This is a genomic window from Flavobacterium sp. (genome assembly GCF_043722275.1).
Taxonomy (GTDB): Bacteria; Bacteroidota; Bacteroidia; order Flavobacteriales; family Flavobacteriaceae; genus Flavobacterium.
The window spans coordinates 18,330-36,087 of record NZ_JAYSPC010000032.1 but is presented as its reverse complement, the minus strand read 5'-3'; the positions used below and the strand labels follow the sequence as shown (position 1 = coordinate 36,087).

The window sequence follows — 17,758 nt, the reverse complement described above, 5'->3', positions numbered from 1 at the left end:
GCGCAAGATCGCAAAGCTGATTCAACACAAAGCTTTGCGATCTTGCGCTTTTTATGCGTTTTTATATAACATCCTTTAATAAAAAGCTTTGCGGACTTTGCGGTTAAATTCTCAACGGTTAAAATGACTCCAAAAAAAATCCCTCCGAATATTCGGAGGGATTTTCTATATAATTGATTTCTTGTTTGATTAAGAAAGTGCAGCTTTAACTTGATCAGCAGCTTCTTGAAATTGAGTAGCTGATAAAATTGGCATACCTGAATTGTCAATTAATTCTTTTGCAATCTCAGCATTTGTTCCTTGCAAACGAACGATAATTGGCACTTTAATAGCATCACCCATATTTTTGTAAGCGTCAACAACTCCTTGCGCCACACGGTCACAACGAACGATTCCACCAAAAATATTGATCAAAATTGCTTTTACGTTTGGATCTTTTAAGATAATACGGAAAGCAGTTTCAACACGTTTTGCATCAGCAGTTCCTCCAACGTCTAAGAAGTTAGCAGGCTCAAAACCAGCATATTTAATTAAATCCATAGTTGCCATTGCAAGACCTGCTCCGTTTACCATACATCCTACGGTACCGTCAAGATCTACGTAGTTCAATCCTACTTCTTTAGCTTCAACTTCGATTGGATTCTCCTCACGGATATCACGCATCTCAGCATATTTTGGTTGTCTGTATAAAGCATTATCATCGATATTTACTTTAGCATCAACAGCCATAATTTTGTTATCAGAAGTTTTCAAAACCGGGTTGATTTCAAACATAGAAGCATCAGAACCAATGTAAGCATTGTATAATGAATCGATGAATTTCACCATTTCCTTGAAAGCATTTCCAGAAAGACCTAAGTTAAAAGCAATTCTTCTTGCCTGAAAACCTTGTAATCCAACAGAAGGATCAACTTCTTCAGTAAAAATTAAATGAGGAGTGTGTTCAGCAACTTCTTCAATATCCATTCCACCTTCAGTAGAATACATAATCATGTTACGACCAGTTGCTCTATTCAATAAAACAGAAACATAAAATTCAGAAGTTTCACTTTCACCAGGATAGTAAACATCTTCTGCTACTAAAATTTTGTTTACTTTTTTACCTTCAGCAGAAGTTTGAGGTGTAATCAATTGCATTCCGATGATTTGTTCAGCAATTTCTTCAACTTGTTGCAAGTTTTTAGCTAGTTTAACTCCACCACCTTTTCCACGACCACCTGCGTGAATTTGTGCTTTTATTACGTGCCATCCTGTACCAGTCTCGGCAGTTAATTGTTTTGCAGCAGCCACAGCTTCAACTGCATTGTTAGCCACAATTCCGCGTTGAATGCGTACTCCGTAACTCGCTAAAATTTCTTTTCCTTGATATTCGTGTATGTTCATAATATAGAATTTGTCTGGTTCTGAATTTATTTCAGAATAAAAGTGGCGACAAAAGTAGCAAAATTCAACTTAAAAGTAAAATCTTTTTCAATTAAAAAATAAGTGCTTCAGATATTCCCGCATTATTATATTTTAAAGAAAAGTAATCGTTAAACTATTGCGTGCAAATTGTTAACTAAAAAACACTATTTCGTTTGAAATTTAACAAAAATCCCAATGATTTCAATAGCTCAGAAAGGACTTTAGCTAATATAATTCAAAACATATTGTGATTTCATCATTTTGCAATGCTTTCTATGAAATTATTATCATTTAAGAACCGTTTTTATAATATTACAACAAAAATGAAAGCCAAATTACAATTTCAATACATTATGTTTAACGAAATCTCTATTTTTGTAGAAAAAATATCAAGAATGAAAGTTAAAGAACAAGGGCTTTATTTGCCTGAATTTGAACACGACAATTGTGGTGCAGGATTTATTTGTAATTTGAATGGTATTAAATCAAATGATATTATTCACAAAGCATTGGATATCTTAATAAAATTGGAACATCGTGGTGCCGTTAGTTCTGATGGAAGAACTGGAGACGGAGCTGGAATTTTATTCGACATCCCGCATGCTTTTTTTAAAAAAGTATGCGATTTTGAAATCCCTGAAACGCGTGAGTATGCAGTAGGAATGGTTTTTTTACCAAAAAGCAAAAACCAGGTTTCTTTTTGTATCAACGCTTTTGAATCGACTATTAAGGATCAGAATTTAAAGATCCTTGGTTGGAGAGATGTACCTGTTGAAGCTGAAAATTTAGGGCAGATTGCCGCAGAAAAAGAACCAACAGTTAAACAGGTTTTTGTTAGCAAAAACGGTCAGGATTTAACTGAACAAGAATTTAATGCAAAACTTTTTGCAGCTAGAAAAATTGCTGAACATGCCGTAAGAGGATCTAAAACCTCTGAAAGCCATATGTTTTATTTCTCTAGTTTATCGACAACTACCATAATATATAAAGGTCTATTGATGCCGGAAGACATCAGCCGTTATTATGTTGACTTAAAAGATCCCGATTTAGTGACTCGTCTGGCGTTAGTTCACCAGCGTTTCTCTACAAATACTTTCCCTTCATGGGAGTTAGCACAGCCATTTAGATACATGTGTCATAATGGTGAAATCAATACACTTCGTGGAAACGTGAGCCGTATGCGTGCTCGTGAAGAATTGATGGAAAGCAAAGTTTTCGGAAATGATATCAAAAAGTTATTCCCAATTATCTTAGAAGGAAAATCAGATTCTGCTTCGATGGATATGGTGGTTGAACTTTTATTAATGACAGGTCGTTCATTGCCTGAAGCGATGATGATGGTGGTTCCTGAAGCTTGGGAAAAACACCAAACTATGAGCGAAGAAAAGAAAGCATTCTATGAATTCAACGCTTGTATCATGGAACCTTGGGATGGTCCGGCTTCGATTCCGTTTACAGATGGTAACGTAATTGGTGCGCTTTTAGACCGTAACGGATTGCGTCCTTCGCGCTATACTTTAACAAAAAGTGGTTTCGTAATCATGTCATCAGAAATTGGTGTCCTTGATATTGAACCGGAAGATGTAATTCAGCATGGTCGTTTAGAGCCGGGAAAAATGTTCCTTGTTGATATGAATGAAGGCCGTATTATTGAAGATGATGAAATTAAAAAAGCAATTGTAACAAAACGTCCGTACAAGGAATGGATTGATGCTAATTTGTTACCATTATCTAAAATTCCATATACAAATAATCCAACTCCTGTTGAGAAACTTGATTTCGTGACAAGACAAAAATTATTTGGTTATACAATCGAAGATTTAAAAACAATCATTAACCCAATGGGAGCTCAGGGCGCAGAAGCCATTAGTTCTATGGGTAACGATACGCCATTGGCAGTTTTATCAGATCAGCCTCAATTGTTGTACAACTATTTCAAACAATTATTTGCTCAGGTTACCAATCCGCCTTTGGATGGTATTCGTGAAGAAATTATTACCGATATCAGTTTAGCAATTGGGGGAGATTTCAATATTTTTGAAATTGAATCGAAACAATGTAAAAAACTAAAAATCCAGAATCCTGTAATTTCAAATGAGGATTTAGATAAAATAAGAAACATTGATCACCCGGATTTTAAATCGGCTACAATTTCTACTTTATATAAAATAGAAAAAGGAGTTAACGGTTTAGAGCGCGCTCTTGAAAAATGTGTTCAGGCAACATTCAAAGCCGTTTCTGAAGGATGTAATATCATCATTTTATCAGACAGAGGCGTAAGCGAAGAATTAGCTCCAATACCTATGTTATTGGCTTGTTCTTACATTCACCACTCTTTGAATATTTTACAGGTTCGTTCAAAATTCGGAATCATAATCGAATCTGCAGAACCTCGTGAACCTCATCATTTTGCATTATTGTTTGGATACGGCGCAAGTGCGATCAATCCATACATGGTAAACGAGATCATTCACGATCAGGTAAATCAAGGACATATTACAGGAATAAAAGCCGATTATGCAATTGTAAATTATAATAAAGCAATCGCAAAAGGTATTCTTAAAATCATGAACAAAATTGGTATCTCGACTTTACATTCGTATAGAGCTGCTCAAATTTTCGAGATTTTAGGATTAAATAAAACTTTTACAAATAAATACTTCCCATTTACACCTTCAAGAATCGAAGGAATTGGTTTGATGGAAGTGGAGAAAGAGGTTAAAAAACGTTTCCAAAAAGCATTTCCAAATTCTAAAATTGCAAGTTTATTGTCTTTAGAAATTGGAGGAATTTACAGATGGAGACGTGGTGGCGAGAAACACATGTTTAACCCAACTACGATTTCAAAATTACAACAGGCAGTTCGTTTGAACAGTCCTGAAAGTTATAAAGAATACTCAGATATGGTCAATGAGCAAAGCTCAAACTTAATGACTATTAGAGGTTTATTTGAATTCAACAATTTAGATCCAATTTCTATTGACGAAGTAGAACCGTGGACTGAGATTGTAAAAAAATTCAAAACGGGTGCAATGTCTTACGGATCAATCAGTAGAGAAGCACACGAGAATTTAGCAATTGCCATGAACAGAATTGGCGGAAAAAGTAATTCCGGAGAAGGTGGAGAAGATCCTAAACGTTTCCAGAAAGAAATCAACGGAGATTCAAGAAACAGTGCAATCAAACAAGTTGCTTCGGGACGTTTTGGTGTTTCGATCAACTATTTGACAAACGCTAAAGAGATTCAGATTAAAATGGCTCAAGGTGCAAAACCTGGAGAAGGCGGACAATTACCCGGAGAAAAAGTAGTGCCGTGGATTGCAGAAGTTAGAAATTCAACTCCTTATGTAGGTTTGATTTCGCCTCCGCCTCACCACGATATTTATTCTATTGAAGATTTGTCTCAGTTGATTTTCGACTTAAAAAATGCCAATCGTGAAGCAAGAATCAATGTTAAGTTAGTTTCTGAAGTTGGAGTTGGAACCATCGCTGCCGGTGTTGCCAAAGCAAAAGCTGACGTTATCCTGATTTCAGGTTATGACGGAGGAACTGGTGCTGCGCCATTAACATCGTTACAACATACAGGAATTCCGTGGGAACTTGGCTTAGCCGAAGCACAACAAACTTTGATCTTAAATGATTTAAGAAGCCGTGTGGTTCTGGAATGTGACGGACAATTAAAAACTGGTCGTGACGTTGCTATCGCTGCATTATTAGGAGCCGAAGAATTTGGTTTTGCTACTGCACCGCTTGTTGCTTCGGGATGTATTATGATGAGAGCTTGTCACTTAAATACTTGCCCTGTTGGTATTGCAACTCAGGATCCTGAATTGAGAAAAAATTTCAAAGGAACTCCGGAGCACGTCATCAACTTCATGTATTTTATTGCCGAAGAGTTGAGAGGAATCATGGCACAATTAGGTTTTAGAACTTTAAAAGAAATGGTGGGTCAGTCACAAAAATTAAATGTGAATAAAGCGATCAAACATTACAAAGCCAATGGTTTAGATCTATCATCGATTCTATACAAACCGGAGAAAGCAAAAACAGTTCCAAATCACAATACAACTGAACAAGATCATAACTTAGAAAACGTATTAGATTTCGCGATTATTAAAGAAGCGATTCCTTCTATTTATAGAAAAGAAAAAACAAGAGTTACGTTTAAAATTAAAAATACAGACCGTTCGGTAGGTGCCATTTTGAGTAATGAAATCTCAAAAATATATGGCGCACAAGGTTTACCCGAAGATACTATTTTAGTTGATTTTGAAGGTTCTGCCGGACAAAGTTTTGGTGCTTTTGCAACAAACGGATTGTCGTTTAAAATTCACGGAAACTGTAATGATTATTTAGGAAAAGGATTATCCGGAGGAAAATTGATTATCAAAGTCCCTCCTACTGCAACTTTCAAACCTGAAGAAAATATCATTATTGGGAACGTTGCCCTTTACGGAGCTATTACCGGAGAGGCTTATATTAATGGAATGGCCGGTGAGCGTTTTTGTGTGAGAAATTCCGGAGCAACTGCGGTTGTGGAAGGAATTGGAGATCACGGATGCGAGTACATGACCGGTGGTACAGTGGTTGTTTTAGGAAAAACAGGAAGAAACTTCGCAGCTGGTATGAGCGGTGGTGTTGCTTATGTTTATGATCCGAAACAACAATTTGATGCAACATTATGCAACATGGAAATGGTTGCTTTTGATCCTATCGAAGAAGAAGATGTGACGAAATTGGGAAAATTAATCAAAAATCACTCTTTGTACACCAACAGTCCATTAGCAAAACGAATTTTAGCAGACTGGGAAAATGAACAAAACCATTTCGTAAAAGTAATGCCAACTGATTACAAAAAAGCATTACAACGAATTGCAGAAGAGAAAAAAATAGAAGAATTAATAGCTTAATAAAAATCAATTTCAAAAATCAAATTTCAATTTCAATGGCAATAAAAATGTCAATGTCTTCCTGAGCGAAGTCGAAGGATTGGAATTTGGAATTTAAAGAAATTGGAATTAATTAAAATGTCATGGGTAAAATAGGCGGATTTAAAGAATATAACAGAGCCGACGAAAGTAATGTTGCAGTTGCAGTACGTGTATCGAACTACAACGAATTTACTATTCCGTTGTCAGAAGATAAGAAAAAAGAACAAGGTTCAAGATGTATGGATTGTGGGATTCCTTTTTGCCACAGTGCATGTCCGTTAGGAAATTTAATTCCTGATTTTAACGACATGGTGCATCAGGAAGAATGGCAAAGTGCCTTAGAGATTTTACAATCAACTAATAACTTTCCGGAATTTACAGGTCGCTTATGCCCTGCTCCATGTGAGAAATCATGTGTATTAGGAATCATAAAAGAACCCGTTGCGATCGAAAACATCGAGAAAAACATCATCGAAAGAGGTTTTGACGAAGGCTGGATAAAACCACAACCGCCAAAAACCAGAACAGGAAAAACTGTAGCCGTTATTGGTTCAGGTCCTGCAGGTTTAGCAGCAGCTCAACAATTAAACAGAGCCGGACACACGGTAACTGTTTTTGAAAGAGACAATGCTATTGGAGGTTTATTACGTTACGGAATTCCGAATTTCAAACTTGAAAAAGGAATCATCGACAGACGTGTTTTAATCCTTGAAGCGGAAGGAATCACTTTTAAAACCAATGTAAATGTTGGTGTTAATTTTAGCATTGAAGAACTAAATGCTTTTGATTCTATCGTATTGTGCGGTGGAGCAACAGAAAGAAGAAGTTTGCCAACGAAAGGAATCGAAAGCAAAGGCGTTGTTCAGGCAATGGATTTCCTTACGCAACAAACTAAAGTTTTATACGGAGAATCAATTCCAGACCAAGTTAAGGCAACAGGAAAAGATGTAATAGTAATTGGTGGTGGAGATACAGGTTCTGACTGCGTTGGAACTTCAAACCGACACGGAGCAAAATCAGTTACTAACTTTGAGATTTTACCAAAACCTCCGGTTGGAAGAAGCGAATCTACGCCGTGGCCTTTCTGGCCGTTGCAATTGAAAACTTCATCTTCACATGAAGAAGGCTGCGACAGAAACTGGTTAATTAATACTAAAGAATTTATTTCTAACAGTAAAGGAGAATTAACAGGATTAAAAACTGTTGAAGTTCAATGGAAAATGACTCCTGGTCAACGTCCTGAATTAATCGAAAAAGAAGGTTCAGAGAAAATCTGGCCTTGCGATTTGGCTTTATTGGCTTTAGGATTTACAGGTCCGGAGAAAACTTTAAGCGAGCAATTAGGTCTTGAACTAGATATGAGAAGCAACTATAAAGCAAAAAATTATCAAACGAATGTTCCGCACATTTTCACTGCTGGTGATATGCGTAGAGGACAATCCTTAATTGTATGGGCAATTTCAGAAGGTCGTGAAGCAGCAAGAGAAGTAGATTTGTTCTTAATGGGATCTACCAACTTGCCAACCAAAGGAAACGGAGATTTACCGAGTCTATAATTTTTATCCCGAGGCTTCGGGACTAAGATACTAAGACGCTAAGGTTCTAAGTTTTTATATTTGGAATCCTTAGCGACTTTTTTTATGCCACAGATTTTAGAGATTAAAATGATTTTTCTTTGCCACGAATTTCACAAATTATTTTTACATACTTTGCTTTTCATTTTCTAAAAATAATTTGTGAAAATTCGTGAAATTCGTGACAGAAAAGCAGTATAAATCTGTGCTAATCTTTTTAATCTGTACCAAAAACTTAGTAACTCAGAACTTTAGTAACTTTAAAAAAAATTGTTTGGATTTAGCCCCGATTGAGGCGATATCCTCGAAGTGAAACGGAGAGATAAAGCCGAAAGCGGGAACTATGTTTATTAAAATGCCAATTGTGATGCTTCAAAAAATTATTTAAAATCTTAGATGCTTTTTATGCCACAGATTTCACAGAGTAAAGGATTTCTTTTTTGCCATGAATTCCACAAATTTTCACGAATTCTTTTGACTTTTATTATATTCCATTTAATTTGTGAAATTTGCGGATAAAAAAATTAAGCATTTAATTGATCTGTGCCTAAAACTTAGTAACTTAGTATCTCAGCAACTTAGAACCTAAAGAGGATTTTATAAAAATCCGAAATAAAGCACTTTTTGTTTAAAAACAAACAATTTGTTACAATTTGTTATTTTTCTACAAAAAATTTGCTGTTACTCAAAAGTGTAATAACTTTGCTCAAAATAGTTTAAAAAATGCAAGCAAAAGATTTACTGCAGTTAGCAGACCAATTTGGAAGTCCATTATATGTTTATGATGCCGAAAAAATACAATCTCAGTACAATAGATTAACTAAAGCTTTCTCGAAGGTAGAAAACTTAAGAGTTAATTACGCCATGAAGGCATTGTCAAACGTTGCGATTCTTCAGTTATTAAAGAACATGGGGTCTGGATTAGATACTGTATCAATTCAAGAAGTTTTGTTAGGACTTCATGCTGGCTATGAACCTGAAAAAATCTTTTTTACACCAAACGGAGTTTCTCTTGAAGAAATCGAAGAAGTTGCCGCAATGGGTGTACAAATCAATATTGATAACTTATCTATTCTGGAGCAATTCGGAACAAAATATCCACAAATTCCTGTATGTATTCGTATTAATCCGCACGTAATGGCGGGAGGAAATGCAAATATTTCGGTAGGACATATCGATAGTAAATTCGGAATTTCTGTTCACCAAATTCCGCATATATTGCGAATTGTAGAGAACACAAAAATGAGCATCGTGGGAATTCACATGCACACAGGATCTGACATTCTTGATATCGAAGTATTCTTGTATGCTGCTGAAATCTTATTCGATACGGCAAAACACTTCAAAGATCTAGAATTCTTAGATTTCGGAAGCGGATTCAAAGTTCCGTACAAAAAAGACGATATCGAAACTGATATTGAAGAATTAGGTAAAAAATTATCAAAAAGATTCAACTCATTCTGTGCTGAATATGGTAGAGATTTAACCTTGATTTTCGAACCAGGGAAATTTCTGGTGAGTGAAGCAGGTTTCTTCTTAGCAAAAGTAAACGTAGTAAAACAAACAACTTCAACAGTTTTTGCTGGAGTCGATAGTGGTTTCAATCACTTAATTCGTCCAATGTTTTATGGTTCACAACATTATATCGAAAACATCTCAAACCCAAAAGGAAAAGAGCGTTTTTACTCTGTAGTAGGATACATTTGCGAGACTGATACATTTGCCAATAACCGCAGAATTTCGGAAATTACTGAAGGTGATATTTTAGCTTTCAGAAACGCCGGAGCTTATTGTTTCTCTATGGCATCGAACTACAATTCAAGATACAAACCAGCCGAAGTTTTATGGATGGATGGAAAAGGAATCTTAATTCGCCAACACGAGACATTCGAAGATTTGCTTAAAAATCAAATTCCGTTGCCACAAGAAATTGCAGCAACAGTTTAAAATAAAAAAAAAGAGAATATTTATTTAATCCCGTTTCTTAATTGAGGCGGGATTTTTTTGTTTATAGACTTCGATTCTAGATTTGCAAACGTTTGTCAGGCTGAGCGGAGTCGAAGCCCACGCAAAGTTTATCACAGCGTAAAGCAAATCGCCAATATTGAACGCGGATGACACGGATTTGCTTCCCAAAAACCCGGATTAAAACGGATTTTTTCTCATGATCTTGCAACTGAATCTATTTGATGTAACAAACCCGACAGGTTTTAAAAACCTGTCGGGTTTACTAAACTCTAATAATTGGAATTTTAATATTTTGGGCGTCTCCCTCCGGGTCGGGCTTTCGGCTATATCTTTTGTCTTGCTAGCGCGAGCGTCCCGTTCGTGAACGCAAGCTATAGCCAAATCTGAAATTAAAAAATTTGGAACTGTCACGACTGGGACGCTCGCGCTAGCATACAAATTAATCTTACCCTTTCTTGAAAATGAACTTTAATTAAATTCAAATAAAAATATTATTTTAGCTCGGTAAATTCAATTCCCAATAAACCAAACTCCATGAAAATTACGATTTCCCTATTATTTTTATTACTTACTACCAATATGTTCAGTCAGACAATCGCTGATTTAAAACTGAAACCGAAAGAAATTCCTAAAACCTACACTTTAAACGACGGTAATATTTGTGTGACTGTTCAGGCTTGCAATTTTTATACTGATATTGAAACCTACAGTACAATTGTTGGAACGGTGAAGAATAAGGCTATTCAGAGTTTTAAAAGCAAAACGGATCGTGGATCTATAATGTATTTTGAATTTGAACATACATTCAAAGGCGACAGGTTTCTGCAAGGATTATTGTGGGGAAAAGACGGTCAGCCAACAGACGAACATCCGGAAGAATATCTTGCAAAAGGGAAATTTCTTGTAATCTGGAGTTTACGTCCTGAAAGCACCATCAAAGAAAAATCGGAAACTAAAATAGAAACGCTTTTGCAGTAAGTAAAACTATTTTTTTGCAAGATTCCAACTTTGCAAAACAACAATAATCAAAACAATATTCTAAAACTCCGTTTCATTCTTTTAAGTAACTTTGCAAAAAAAAATAATCTAATGAAACCTCAAATCCGAATCCTTTTTTATTCTATACTATTTTTTCTATATCTTTCTTCGACTTCCGCTTTACTTTCGTTGGCGGAAAGATTATCAACTGATCCGTTTAAAACTTTAGGTTGCGGTTTTGCTGTATTAAATATTATTTATGCTTTTTTTGCACTAAAATGGAACGTTTTATTAAACATCGTTTCTTCAATTGCAATTGCAGCTTTGGCGTTGTTTTCAGCAATGAAGTTTGGCGATTTGCATTTGTTTTCTAACTTAGATCCTTATGGCATCAAAACGGCAATTATGGCAAATGCAGTATTTTCTATTTTGCTTTGGGAAATTGTTTACCAGATAAAATGGAAAATTAATTCTAAAATTTAATATCGGAATTTACGCTTAAAATCATAAAAAATACTATTTATAATTCACAATAACCAACCAAAATAGTATCGCACCAAAAAAACGTGTTTTTTACCGATCTCTATTTTAAAGAATTTAAAATACCTTTGAATTATGAGCACAGCAACTAAACGTAAACACATTGGCAGAAATATCAGCCGAATGAGAGAACTTCGCGGAATGAAACAAGAAGCGCTTGCAGACGCTATTGGAATAAGCCCACAATCTTTTACTAATATTGAAGGAAGTGAGGAAGTTGAAACTAAAAAGCTGAAAGAAATAGCAAAGGTTCTTGGCGTTACAATTGATGCAATTGAAAATTTTTCAGAAGAAACTGTTTTTAGTTATTATAATAACTTTTACGATCATAGTGCTAATCATAATCAGGTAAATGGTCCTAATTATAATTGTACTTTTAATCCAATTGATAAAGTAGTGGAACTTTACGAGCGTTTAGTTCAGCTTGAAAAAGAAAAAATAGAATATTTAGAAAAATTACTAAAAGAAAAATAATATTTCCCCGAAAGAGAATTTCTTATAGAAAATGCGCAAAAGATTTTTGCGTATTTTTTTTGCTGTGTGTTAGACGCACTGCTGTGCGCCTCTACGATTAATAGAAATGTAAAAAATATATTGGTAAGATGTGCGTCTCTACGATTAATAGAAATGCAAAATAAAAGTTTATTATAAGATGTACATTTCTACGATAAATAGATATTTATAAAAATGATATAATGTGCAACTCTAGGTCAATAGAAATCTAAAATAAAAATCTATTTTAAGTATTTAAACCATTTATCTTCCATAGATTTCTCAATATCAATATTATGATAATTTGCGAATAATAAAATTTGTCCAAGAACATCAGCCACTTCATTCGCGATATTCTTTTTTAATTCTTCCTTAGTCTGATTTCTATCTCTTCCTCTGGATGTATACGAAAGATAATTTTGCGTTAATTCTCCCATTTCTTCATGGAGTTTTAAAAGATACCAATCTTCGTCTCTTTTGATATTACAGTTTTTTTCATACTGATCAGAAACCATTACCACTTTTTTTGTTAATTCATTTAAATCCATTAGATTGTATTTGTGTTTTAATTATTTAGTGAATTTCATAAAAAACAGGTTGATATTAAACGGCACTTTGGCTCACATTTGGCACTTCAGGAAATGAATCTTCAAGTGCGGTTTGAACATCGTCTGCCGGATAAATTAGTTTTGTAGTGACTTCCATTTTTATTGTTTTTCCTTCAATTCCGCTTGAAAGTAATGTACGTTCCCAACCTGTCGTTACCATTCCGTCTTGCTGACCAAGATCTACACAAGTCACATAATCTGTATAATTGTACGGTTTTAAAGCTTGACCAAATAAACCGTTAACCGCATTATATCCTGCCCATTTGCCCAAAAACATTGAAAACTGACACGCCATAATTGAACTATTTCCTTTATCATCAACGGGAACATTTGCAACATCGCCAGCAGCCAATACATTATCATGTTCCTTAAGTTGAAGATATTCGTTGACATGCAAACGCCCTTGTTTGTCTTTTTCGCATTTAAAAAACGAAGAAAGCGAACTTGCAACTAATCCAACTGTTGAAATAACTGTTTGTGATGCTATAAATTGACCGTCACTTAACTTGGCGCCTTTTAAAGAAACTCCGTCTAAAGTAACTCCTGTAATTACCATTATATCTTTTGCGTTTAATGTTTCTATGACATAATCCTGTGCTTCGGTTGAATAATAATTCCCTACTTTTTGTGCCTTTTCTATAAGTACAACTTTAAAATCAATTGGTTTTTGCGCATGATCAACTAATATCTTATTTGCTTTTTCCTTGATTACCGTAGCCACTTCAAGTCCTGTTAATCCGCTTCCTGCAATTACAAAAGTCGTAGCGCCATCGCCGGTAAAGTTTTTTCTGGCTAATTGTTTTAAATGATCTTCTAATTTTTTAGCGCCATTAAAAGTATCTACATTAAAAGTTTTTTCAATTCCCGGAATGTTTATCGCCTTTAAAACACTTCCTGATGATAAAATCAAGTAATCATAAGTCAACATTCTTGATCCGTTTTCCGTTGCAACTGTTACAAGGTTTTTTTCAGGATTTATTATTTCGGCTTTACCAATGATAAGTTTGATGTTTAATGGTTTGAAATATTTATTCAGTCCAACTCTCAATCCTTCTAGAGAAACCTCGTATAATCGCGGACGAATGGTTAAATATTCATTGATATTTACTACGGTAACTTCTAATTCATCTTCTTTTTTTAATTCCTGACTTTGTCGAACGGCACTTAAAGCACTCCAAAAACCTGCAAATCCGCCACCGATAATTAATAATTGTTTTTTCATTTTCTATAAGATAATTACGATAATATTTGTCACAAAATAAAGATACAATAATCTAAATTGTAAAATTATTCATTCATTTATTAATTTTAAAAATTTATAAATGTAATATTCCCAAAAATTTAAAATGTACGAAAATTTGCTGCTTTCAAGAAAATTTATACCTGAGACGCACTGCTGTGCGCCTCTACGATTTCCTTTGACATTAGCTTTACGTTCATTTTTTTATTAATGAATATAAAGCCAATTATTTGTTTTTATAAATGATCTTAATACGTTTTACTAAAATTTCTAATAAAAAACTAAATTTTCTAATCTAGCCCCGATAGAGCTGATATCCTCGCAATGAAATGGAGAGATTAAGGCGAAAGCGGGACAAATGTTCTTTTGAAAATAAAAATTGCTGCTCCAAAAATTTAAATTTACGTTATCTGAATTCATATAAAAAACAGATATATTTACAGCTTTAAAAGCAATAGCTATGCAAAAAATTACTTTATTGGTTTCTATATTATTATTAACCTTTTCGTCATGTGGCGTAAAAACTACACAATCGTTGTTAAGCGACGGAAATTATGACGGAGCAATCGATCGCGCTGTTGAAGCATTGAAAACTAAAAAAGACTCAAAAGGGAAACAGGATTATGTGTATTTGCTGGAAGAGGCTTTTGCAAAAGCGAAAGACAGGGATTTGCGCAATCTTGATTTGATGATAAAAGAAGCTAACGTTGCTAACTCTGAACGTATTTATAATACTTATTTGCAGCTTAATAATCGTCAGGAAAAAATACGTCCGCTATTGCCGTTGCCTTTATTGAAGCAGGGAAAAAATGCTTCGTTTGCATTTGATAATTATTCAGATCAGCTTGTGAGCAGTAAAAATGCGCTGTCAAAATATTTATATGAAAATGCTTCGGCACTTTTAAAATCGAATAATAAACTGGATTTCAGAAAAGCATATGATGATTTTTTCTATCTGGAAAGTATAAATCCGGGTTATAAAAACACAAAAAAACTAATGGACGATGCGCAGTTTAAAGGAACTGATTTTGTGGATGTTTATGCTAAAAACGAAACAAATATGGTGATTCCGAAACAGCTTCAGGATGATTTGTTAGATTTTAAAACCTACGGATTAAACGATAAATGGACGGTTTATCATAGTTTAAGACAAAAAAATGTTACGTACGATTATAGCCTGATTATCAATTTCAGACAGATTATTATTTCTCCGGAACAAATTAAAGAGAAGGAATTCATCAAAGAAAGACAAGTAAAAGATGGTGTAAAAACACTTTTAGACAGCCGTGGAAGACCTGTAAAAGATACTTTGGGCAAGGAAATAAAAGTGGATAATTACAGAACTCTTCGCGCAAATATTTATGAATTCAGGCAATTTAAATCTTGTCAGGTTACTGCAAAAGTGGATTACATTGATGTAAAAACAAACCAATTGCTGCAATCGTTTCCGGTAACGAGCGAATTTATTTTCGAAAATATTTATTCGACTTACAAAGGCGACAGAAGTGCTTGCGAAGATAATTATATGACGTATTTTAACAAACGCGCCGTACCTTTCCCAAACAATGAGCAAATGGTTTTTGATACCGGCGAGGATTTAAAAGCAAGACTTAAAGATATTATTGTCAGGAATAAATTTAGAGGCTAAACGATATTTAAACTTAAATTATACAATTAAAGGCGCACAATAGTGTGCCTTTAATTTTTTAGTAAAATCTGTCATTTATAAAAAATATTACATAAAAATTGCTCAATACTAACTTGTTACGTATATTTGCAACTGATTAGTTGCGCATTTAAATAAATCACAAATGAAACGAGATATTTTTCAGGCAATTGCTGACCCAACACGCAGGGCGATTTTAGTTTTAGTTGCTACTAATGCTTTAACGCCAAATGCGATTGCCGAGCAATTTAATACAACAAGACAAGCAGTTTCAAAACACATTAAAATTCTTAATGAATGTGAATTGTTAGACGAAAAAAAGGTGGGAAGAGAAATTTATTATCAACTCAAAATAGACAAAATGAAAGAGGTTGATAAATGGCTGGAACAGTTTAAGGAAATTTGGGAAAGCCGTTTTAGCCAACTCGATCAGGTATTAATGAATCTAAAATCTAAAGAAAATGAAATCTAATCTTTTAATGAATTTTACTGTAGACAAGGAAAATAATACAGTAAATGTAAAACGTGAATTCAATGCATCGCTTGACAATGTTTGGTCGGCTTGGACAGAAGCTGAAATACTGGATCAATGGTGGGCACCGGCTCCATGGAAATCTGTAACAAAAAGTATGGAATTTAAAGAAGGCGGACGACGATTGTATGCAATGGTTGGTCCCGAGAATCAGGAAGGCTGGAGTTTTTTTGAATATACTTCAATTTCTCCAAAAACAAACTTCAAACACACCTCAACTTTTTGTGATTCTGAATCAAATCCAGTTTCCAATTTAGGAAGTTCTTACTGGGATGTAACTTTCTCGGAACATGGAGATTTAACAATCGTAGATATTGCAATTAAACGCAATAGCTTAGCCGAACTGGAAAAAGTAATCGAAATGGGTTTCAAAGATGGCTTTACAACTGCTATGCAAGGCTTGGATAAATTGTTTGAAGCTCAAAAATAAAACTTTTAAATCCACCTAATCAGGTAATAATAATCTAAAAATGTAAAGAAAATGAAATCTAATCTTTTAATGAATTTTACTGTAGACAAAGAAACAAGCACGGTAAATGTAAAACGTGAATTCAACGCATCGCTCGCCAACGTTTGGTCGGCTTGGACAGAAGCGGAAATACTGGATCAATGGTGGGCGCCATCACCCTGGAAATCCAAAACAAAAAGTATGGAATTTAAACAAGGTGGTCAAAGACTTTACGCAATGGTGGGACCTCAAGGCGAAGAACATTGGGCTATTGCCGATTTTACTTCGATTACGCCAAAAACTAATTTTAAATATCTTGATGCATTTTGCGATCGTGAAGGAAATTTAAGTAACGATTTCCCCCGTTCTAATTGGGATATCAATTTTTCGGAACAAGGTAATTCGACAATTGTGGATATTGCCATTAAACATGAAAACTTATCAGATCTTGAAAAAATAATCGATATGGGTTTCAAAGAAGGTTTTACAATTGCCCTGGAAGGTTTAGACGAAGTATTTGCTTCAGGAAAATAATCTGTTTTATTTTAAGCTATGGGATCCCGTTTTAATCGAAGCGGGATTTTTTTTGTATTTTCGTATAAGAGAAAATATTTTCTGTAATCTGAAGATTATTATAAGCCGAAAATTAAAAATTCCTGAACAAATATTATGACTGACATACAAACGCTATATCAAAAAGCAATAAAATTCGCCGCAAAAAGACACGCAGATATCAATCAGGTACTTCCCGGAACTAATTTACCTTACGTTGTGCATTTAAGCAATGTAGCAATGGAAATTTTAGTTGCTTCGCAAAATACAAAAGAATTCAATACTCAATTTGCTGTTCAGGTGGCTTTACTTCATGATATTTTAGAAGATACTAAAACTACATTTGAGGAACTTTCTCAGGAATTTAGCCCGGAAATTGCCGAAGCAGTTTTAGCATTGACAAAAAATGCTGAAATTAAAAAAGAAAACAGAATGAGCGATAGTTTGAATCGAATCAAACAATTATCAAAAGAAGTCTGGGCTGTAAAATTAGCCGACCGAATAACGAATTTACAAACGCCGCCACAACTTTGGGGCGTAGAAAAAATTAAGGAATACCAAAAAGAAGCTGTTCAAATACTGAATGCATTAAAAGGAAGTAACGAATTTTTAGAGAAAAGACTTCAGGAAAAAATAATCGCCTATTTAGAATACTGCATAACTTCTCATAATCAAAATTAGATAATCCATAATTACATAAAATAGGCTAAACTTAAATTAGAATATATCCTAAAATAGATTCGCATAATAACTATGTGTAAAAAATGTATTTCTGTTTAACTTTCTAATTATAAATTAAAATCTATGTTTCTATGTGTTATATAT

Annotated in this window: 14 protein-coding genes; 11 read left to right on the top strand and 3 right to left on the bottom strand. The window is 34.3% G+C overall.

The annotated features are described in order from the left end of the window. Window positions 1-189: 189 nt before the first annotated feature. Window positions 190-1,383, bottom strand: a complete 1,194-nt coding sequence (gene sucC / locus ACHZDT_RS04290) for an ADP-forming succinate--CoA ligase subunit beta (protein WP_271335448.1) — start codon at window positions 1,381-1,383, stop codon at window positions 190-192. Between the two features lie 416 nt (window positions 1,384-1,799). Between sucC and gltB the strand changes: the two genes are divergently transcribed. The 6 genes from gltB (at window position 1,800) to ACHZDT_RS04260 (ending at window position 11,869) form a co-directional block, all read left to right on the top strand. Beyond that, window positions 1,800-6,314 (top strand): glutamate synthase large subunit, encoded by a 4,515-nt coding sequence (gltB, locus tag ACHZDT_RS04285; RefSeq protein WP_394773413.1) that lies wholly within the window; start codon window positions 1,800-1,802, stop codon window positions 6,312-6,314. Window positions 6,315-6,436: 122 nt separating this feature from the next. Continuing rightward, entirely contained in the window at window positions 6,437-7,891 is a 1,455-nt protein-coding gene (locus ACHZDT_RS04280; protein ID WP_394773412.1) for a glutamate synthase subunit beta, read from the top strand. A 741-nt stretch (window positions 7,892-8,632) separates the two neighbouring features. After that, a complete protein-coding gene (gene lysA, locus ACHZDT_RS04275) occupies window positions 8,633-9,856 on the top strand; it encodes a diaminopimelate decarboxylase (RefSeq protein ID WP_394773411.1) in 1,224 nt (407 codons plus the stop codon). 555 nt (window positions 9,857-10,411) lie between these two features. Then, window positions 10,412-10,855 carry a hypothetical protein gene (locus ACHZDT_RS04270; protein ID WP_394773410.1) on the top strand — a complete coding sequence of 148 codons (444 nt, stop codon included), beginning with the start codon at window positions 10,412-10,414 and terminating at the stop codon, window positions 10,853-10,855. Window positions 10,856-10,966: 111 nt separating this feature from the next. Further along, the gene (locus ACHZDT_RS04265) at window positions 10,967-11,338 is read left to right on the top strand and encodes a hypothetical protein (RefSeq protein ID WP_394773409.1); all 372 of its coding nucleotides are present in this window, start codon (window positions 10,967-10,969) and stop codon (window positions 11,336-11,338) included. 132 nt (window positions 11,339-11,470) lie between these two features. Then, complete coding sequence (locus tag ACHZDT_RS04260) at window positions 11,471-11,869, top strand: helix-turn-helix domain-containing protein (RefSeq protein WP_394773408.1); 399 nt, start codon at window positions 11,471-11,473, stop codon at window positions 11,867-11,869. A 260-nt stretch (window positions 11,870-12,129) separates the two neighbouring features. Here the strand turns inward: ACHZDT_RS04260 and ACHZDT_RS04255 are convergent, their stop codons facing one another. Then, a complete protein-coding gene (locus tag ACHZDT_RS04255; RefSeq protein WP_394773407.1) occupies window positions 12,130-12,435 on the bottom strand; it encodes a hypothetical protein in 306 nt (101 codons plus the stop codon). 55 nt (window positions 12,436-12,490) lie between these two features. Next, on the bottom strand, window positions 12,491-13,717 hold the full coding sequence (locus tag ACHZDT_RS04250) for an NAD(P)/FAD-dependent oxidoreductase (RefSeq protein ID WP_394773406.1): 1,227 nt from the start codon (window positions 13,715-13,717) through the stop codon (window positions 12,491-12,493). Window positions 13,718-14,195: 478 nt separating this feature from the next. On the opposite strand from ACHZDT_RS04250, the gene ACHZDT_RS04245 reads away from it, so the two are divergent. The 5 genes from ACHZDT_RS04245 to ACHZDT_RS04225 all read left to right on the top strand — a co-directional run bounded on the left by ACHZDT_RS04245 (window position 14,196) and on the right by ACHZDT_RS04225 (window position 17,614). Next, entirely contained in the window at window positions 14,196-15,383 is a 1,188-nt protein-coding gene (locus ACHZDT_RS04245) for a hypothetical protein (RefSeq protein WP_394773405.1), read from the top strand. A 163-nt stretch (window positions 15,384-15,546) separates the two neighbouring features. Beyond that, window positions 15,547-15,873 (top strand): ArsR/SmtB family transcription factor, encoded by a 327-nt coding sequence (locus ACHZDT_RS04240; protein WP_394773404.1) that lies wholly within the window; start codon window positions 15,547-15,549, stop codon window positions 15,871-15,873. Beyond that, a complete protein-coding gene (locus tag ACHZDT_RS04235; protein WP_394773403.1) occupies window positions 15,863-16,363 on the top strand; it encodes an SRPBCC domain-containing protein in 501 nt (166 codons plus the stop codon). The genes ACHZDT_RS04240 and ACHZDT_RS04235 overlap by 11 nt, the downstream gene beginning before the upstream one ends. Before the next feature lie 51 nt (window positions 16,364-16,414). After that, a complete protein-coding gene (locus tag ACHZDT_RS04230) occupies window positions 16,415-16,915 on the top strand; it encodes an SRPBCC domain-containing protein (RefSeq protein WP_394773402.1) in 501 nt (166 codons plus the stop codon). A gap of 135 nt (window positions 16,916-17,050) precedes the next feature. Then, window positions 17,051-17,614: an HD domain-containing protein gene (locus ACHZDT_RS04225; protein ID WP_394773401.1), complete on the top strand. Its 564-nt coding sequence runs from the start codon at window positions 17,051-17,053 to the stop codon at window positions 17,612-17,614. Window positions 17,615-17,758 lie beyond the last annotated feature (144 nt).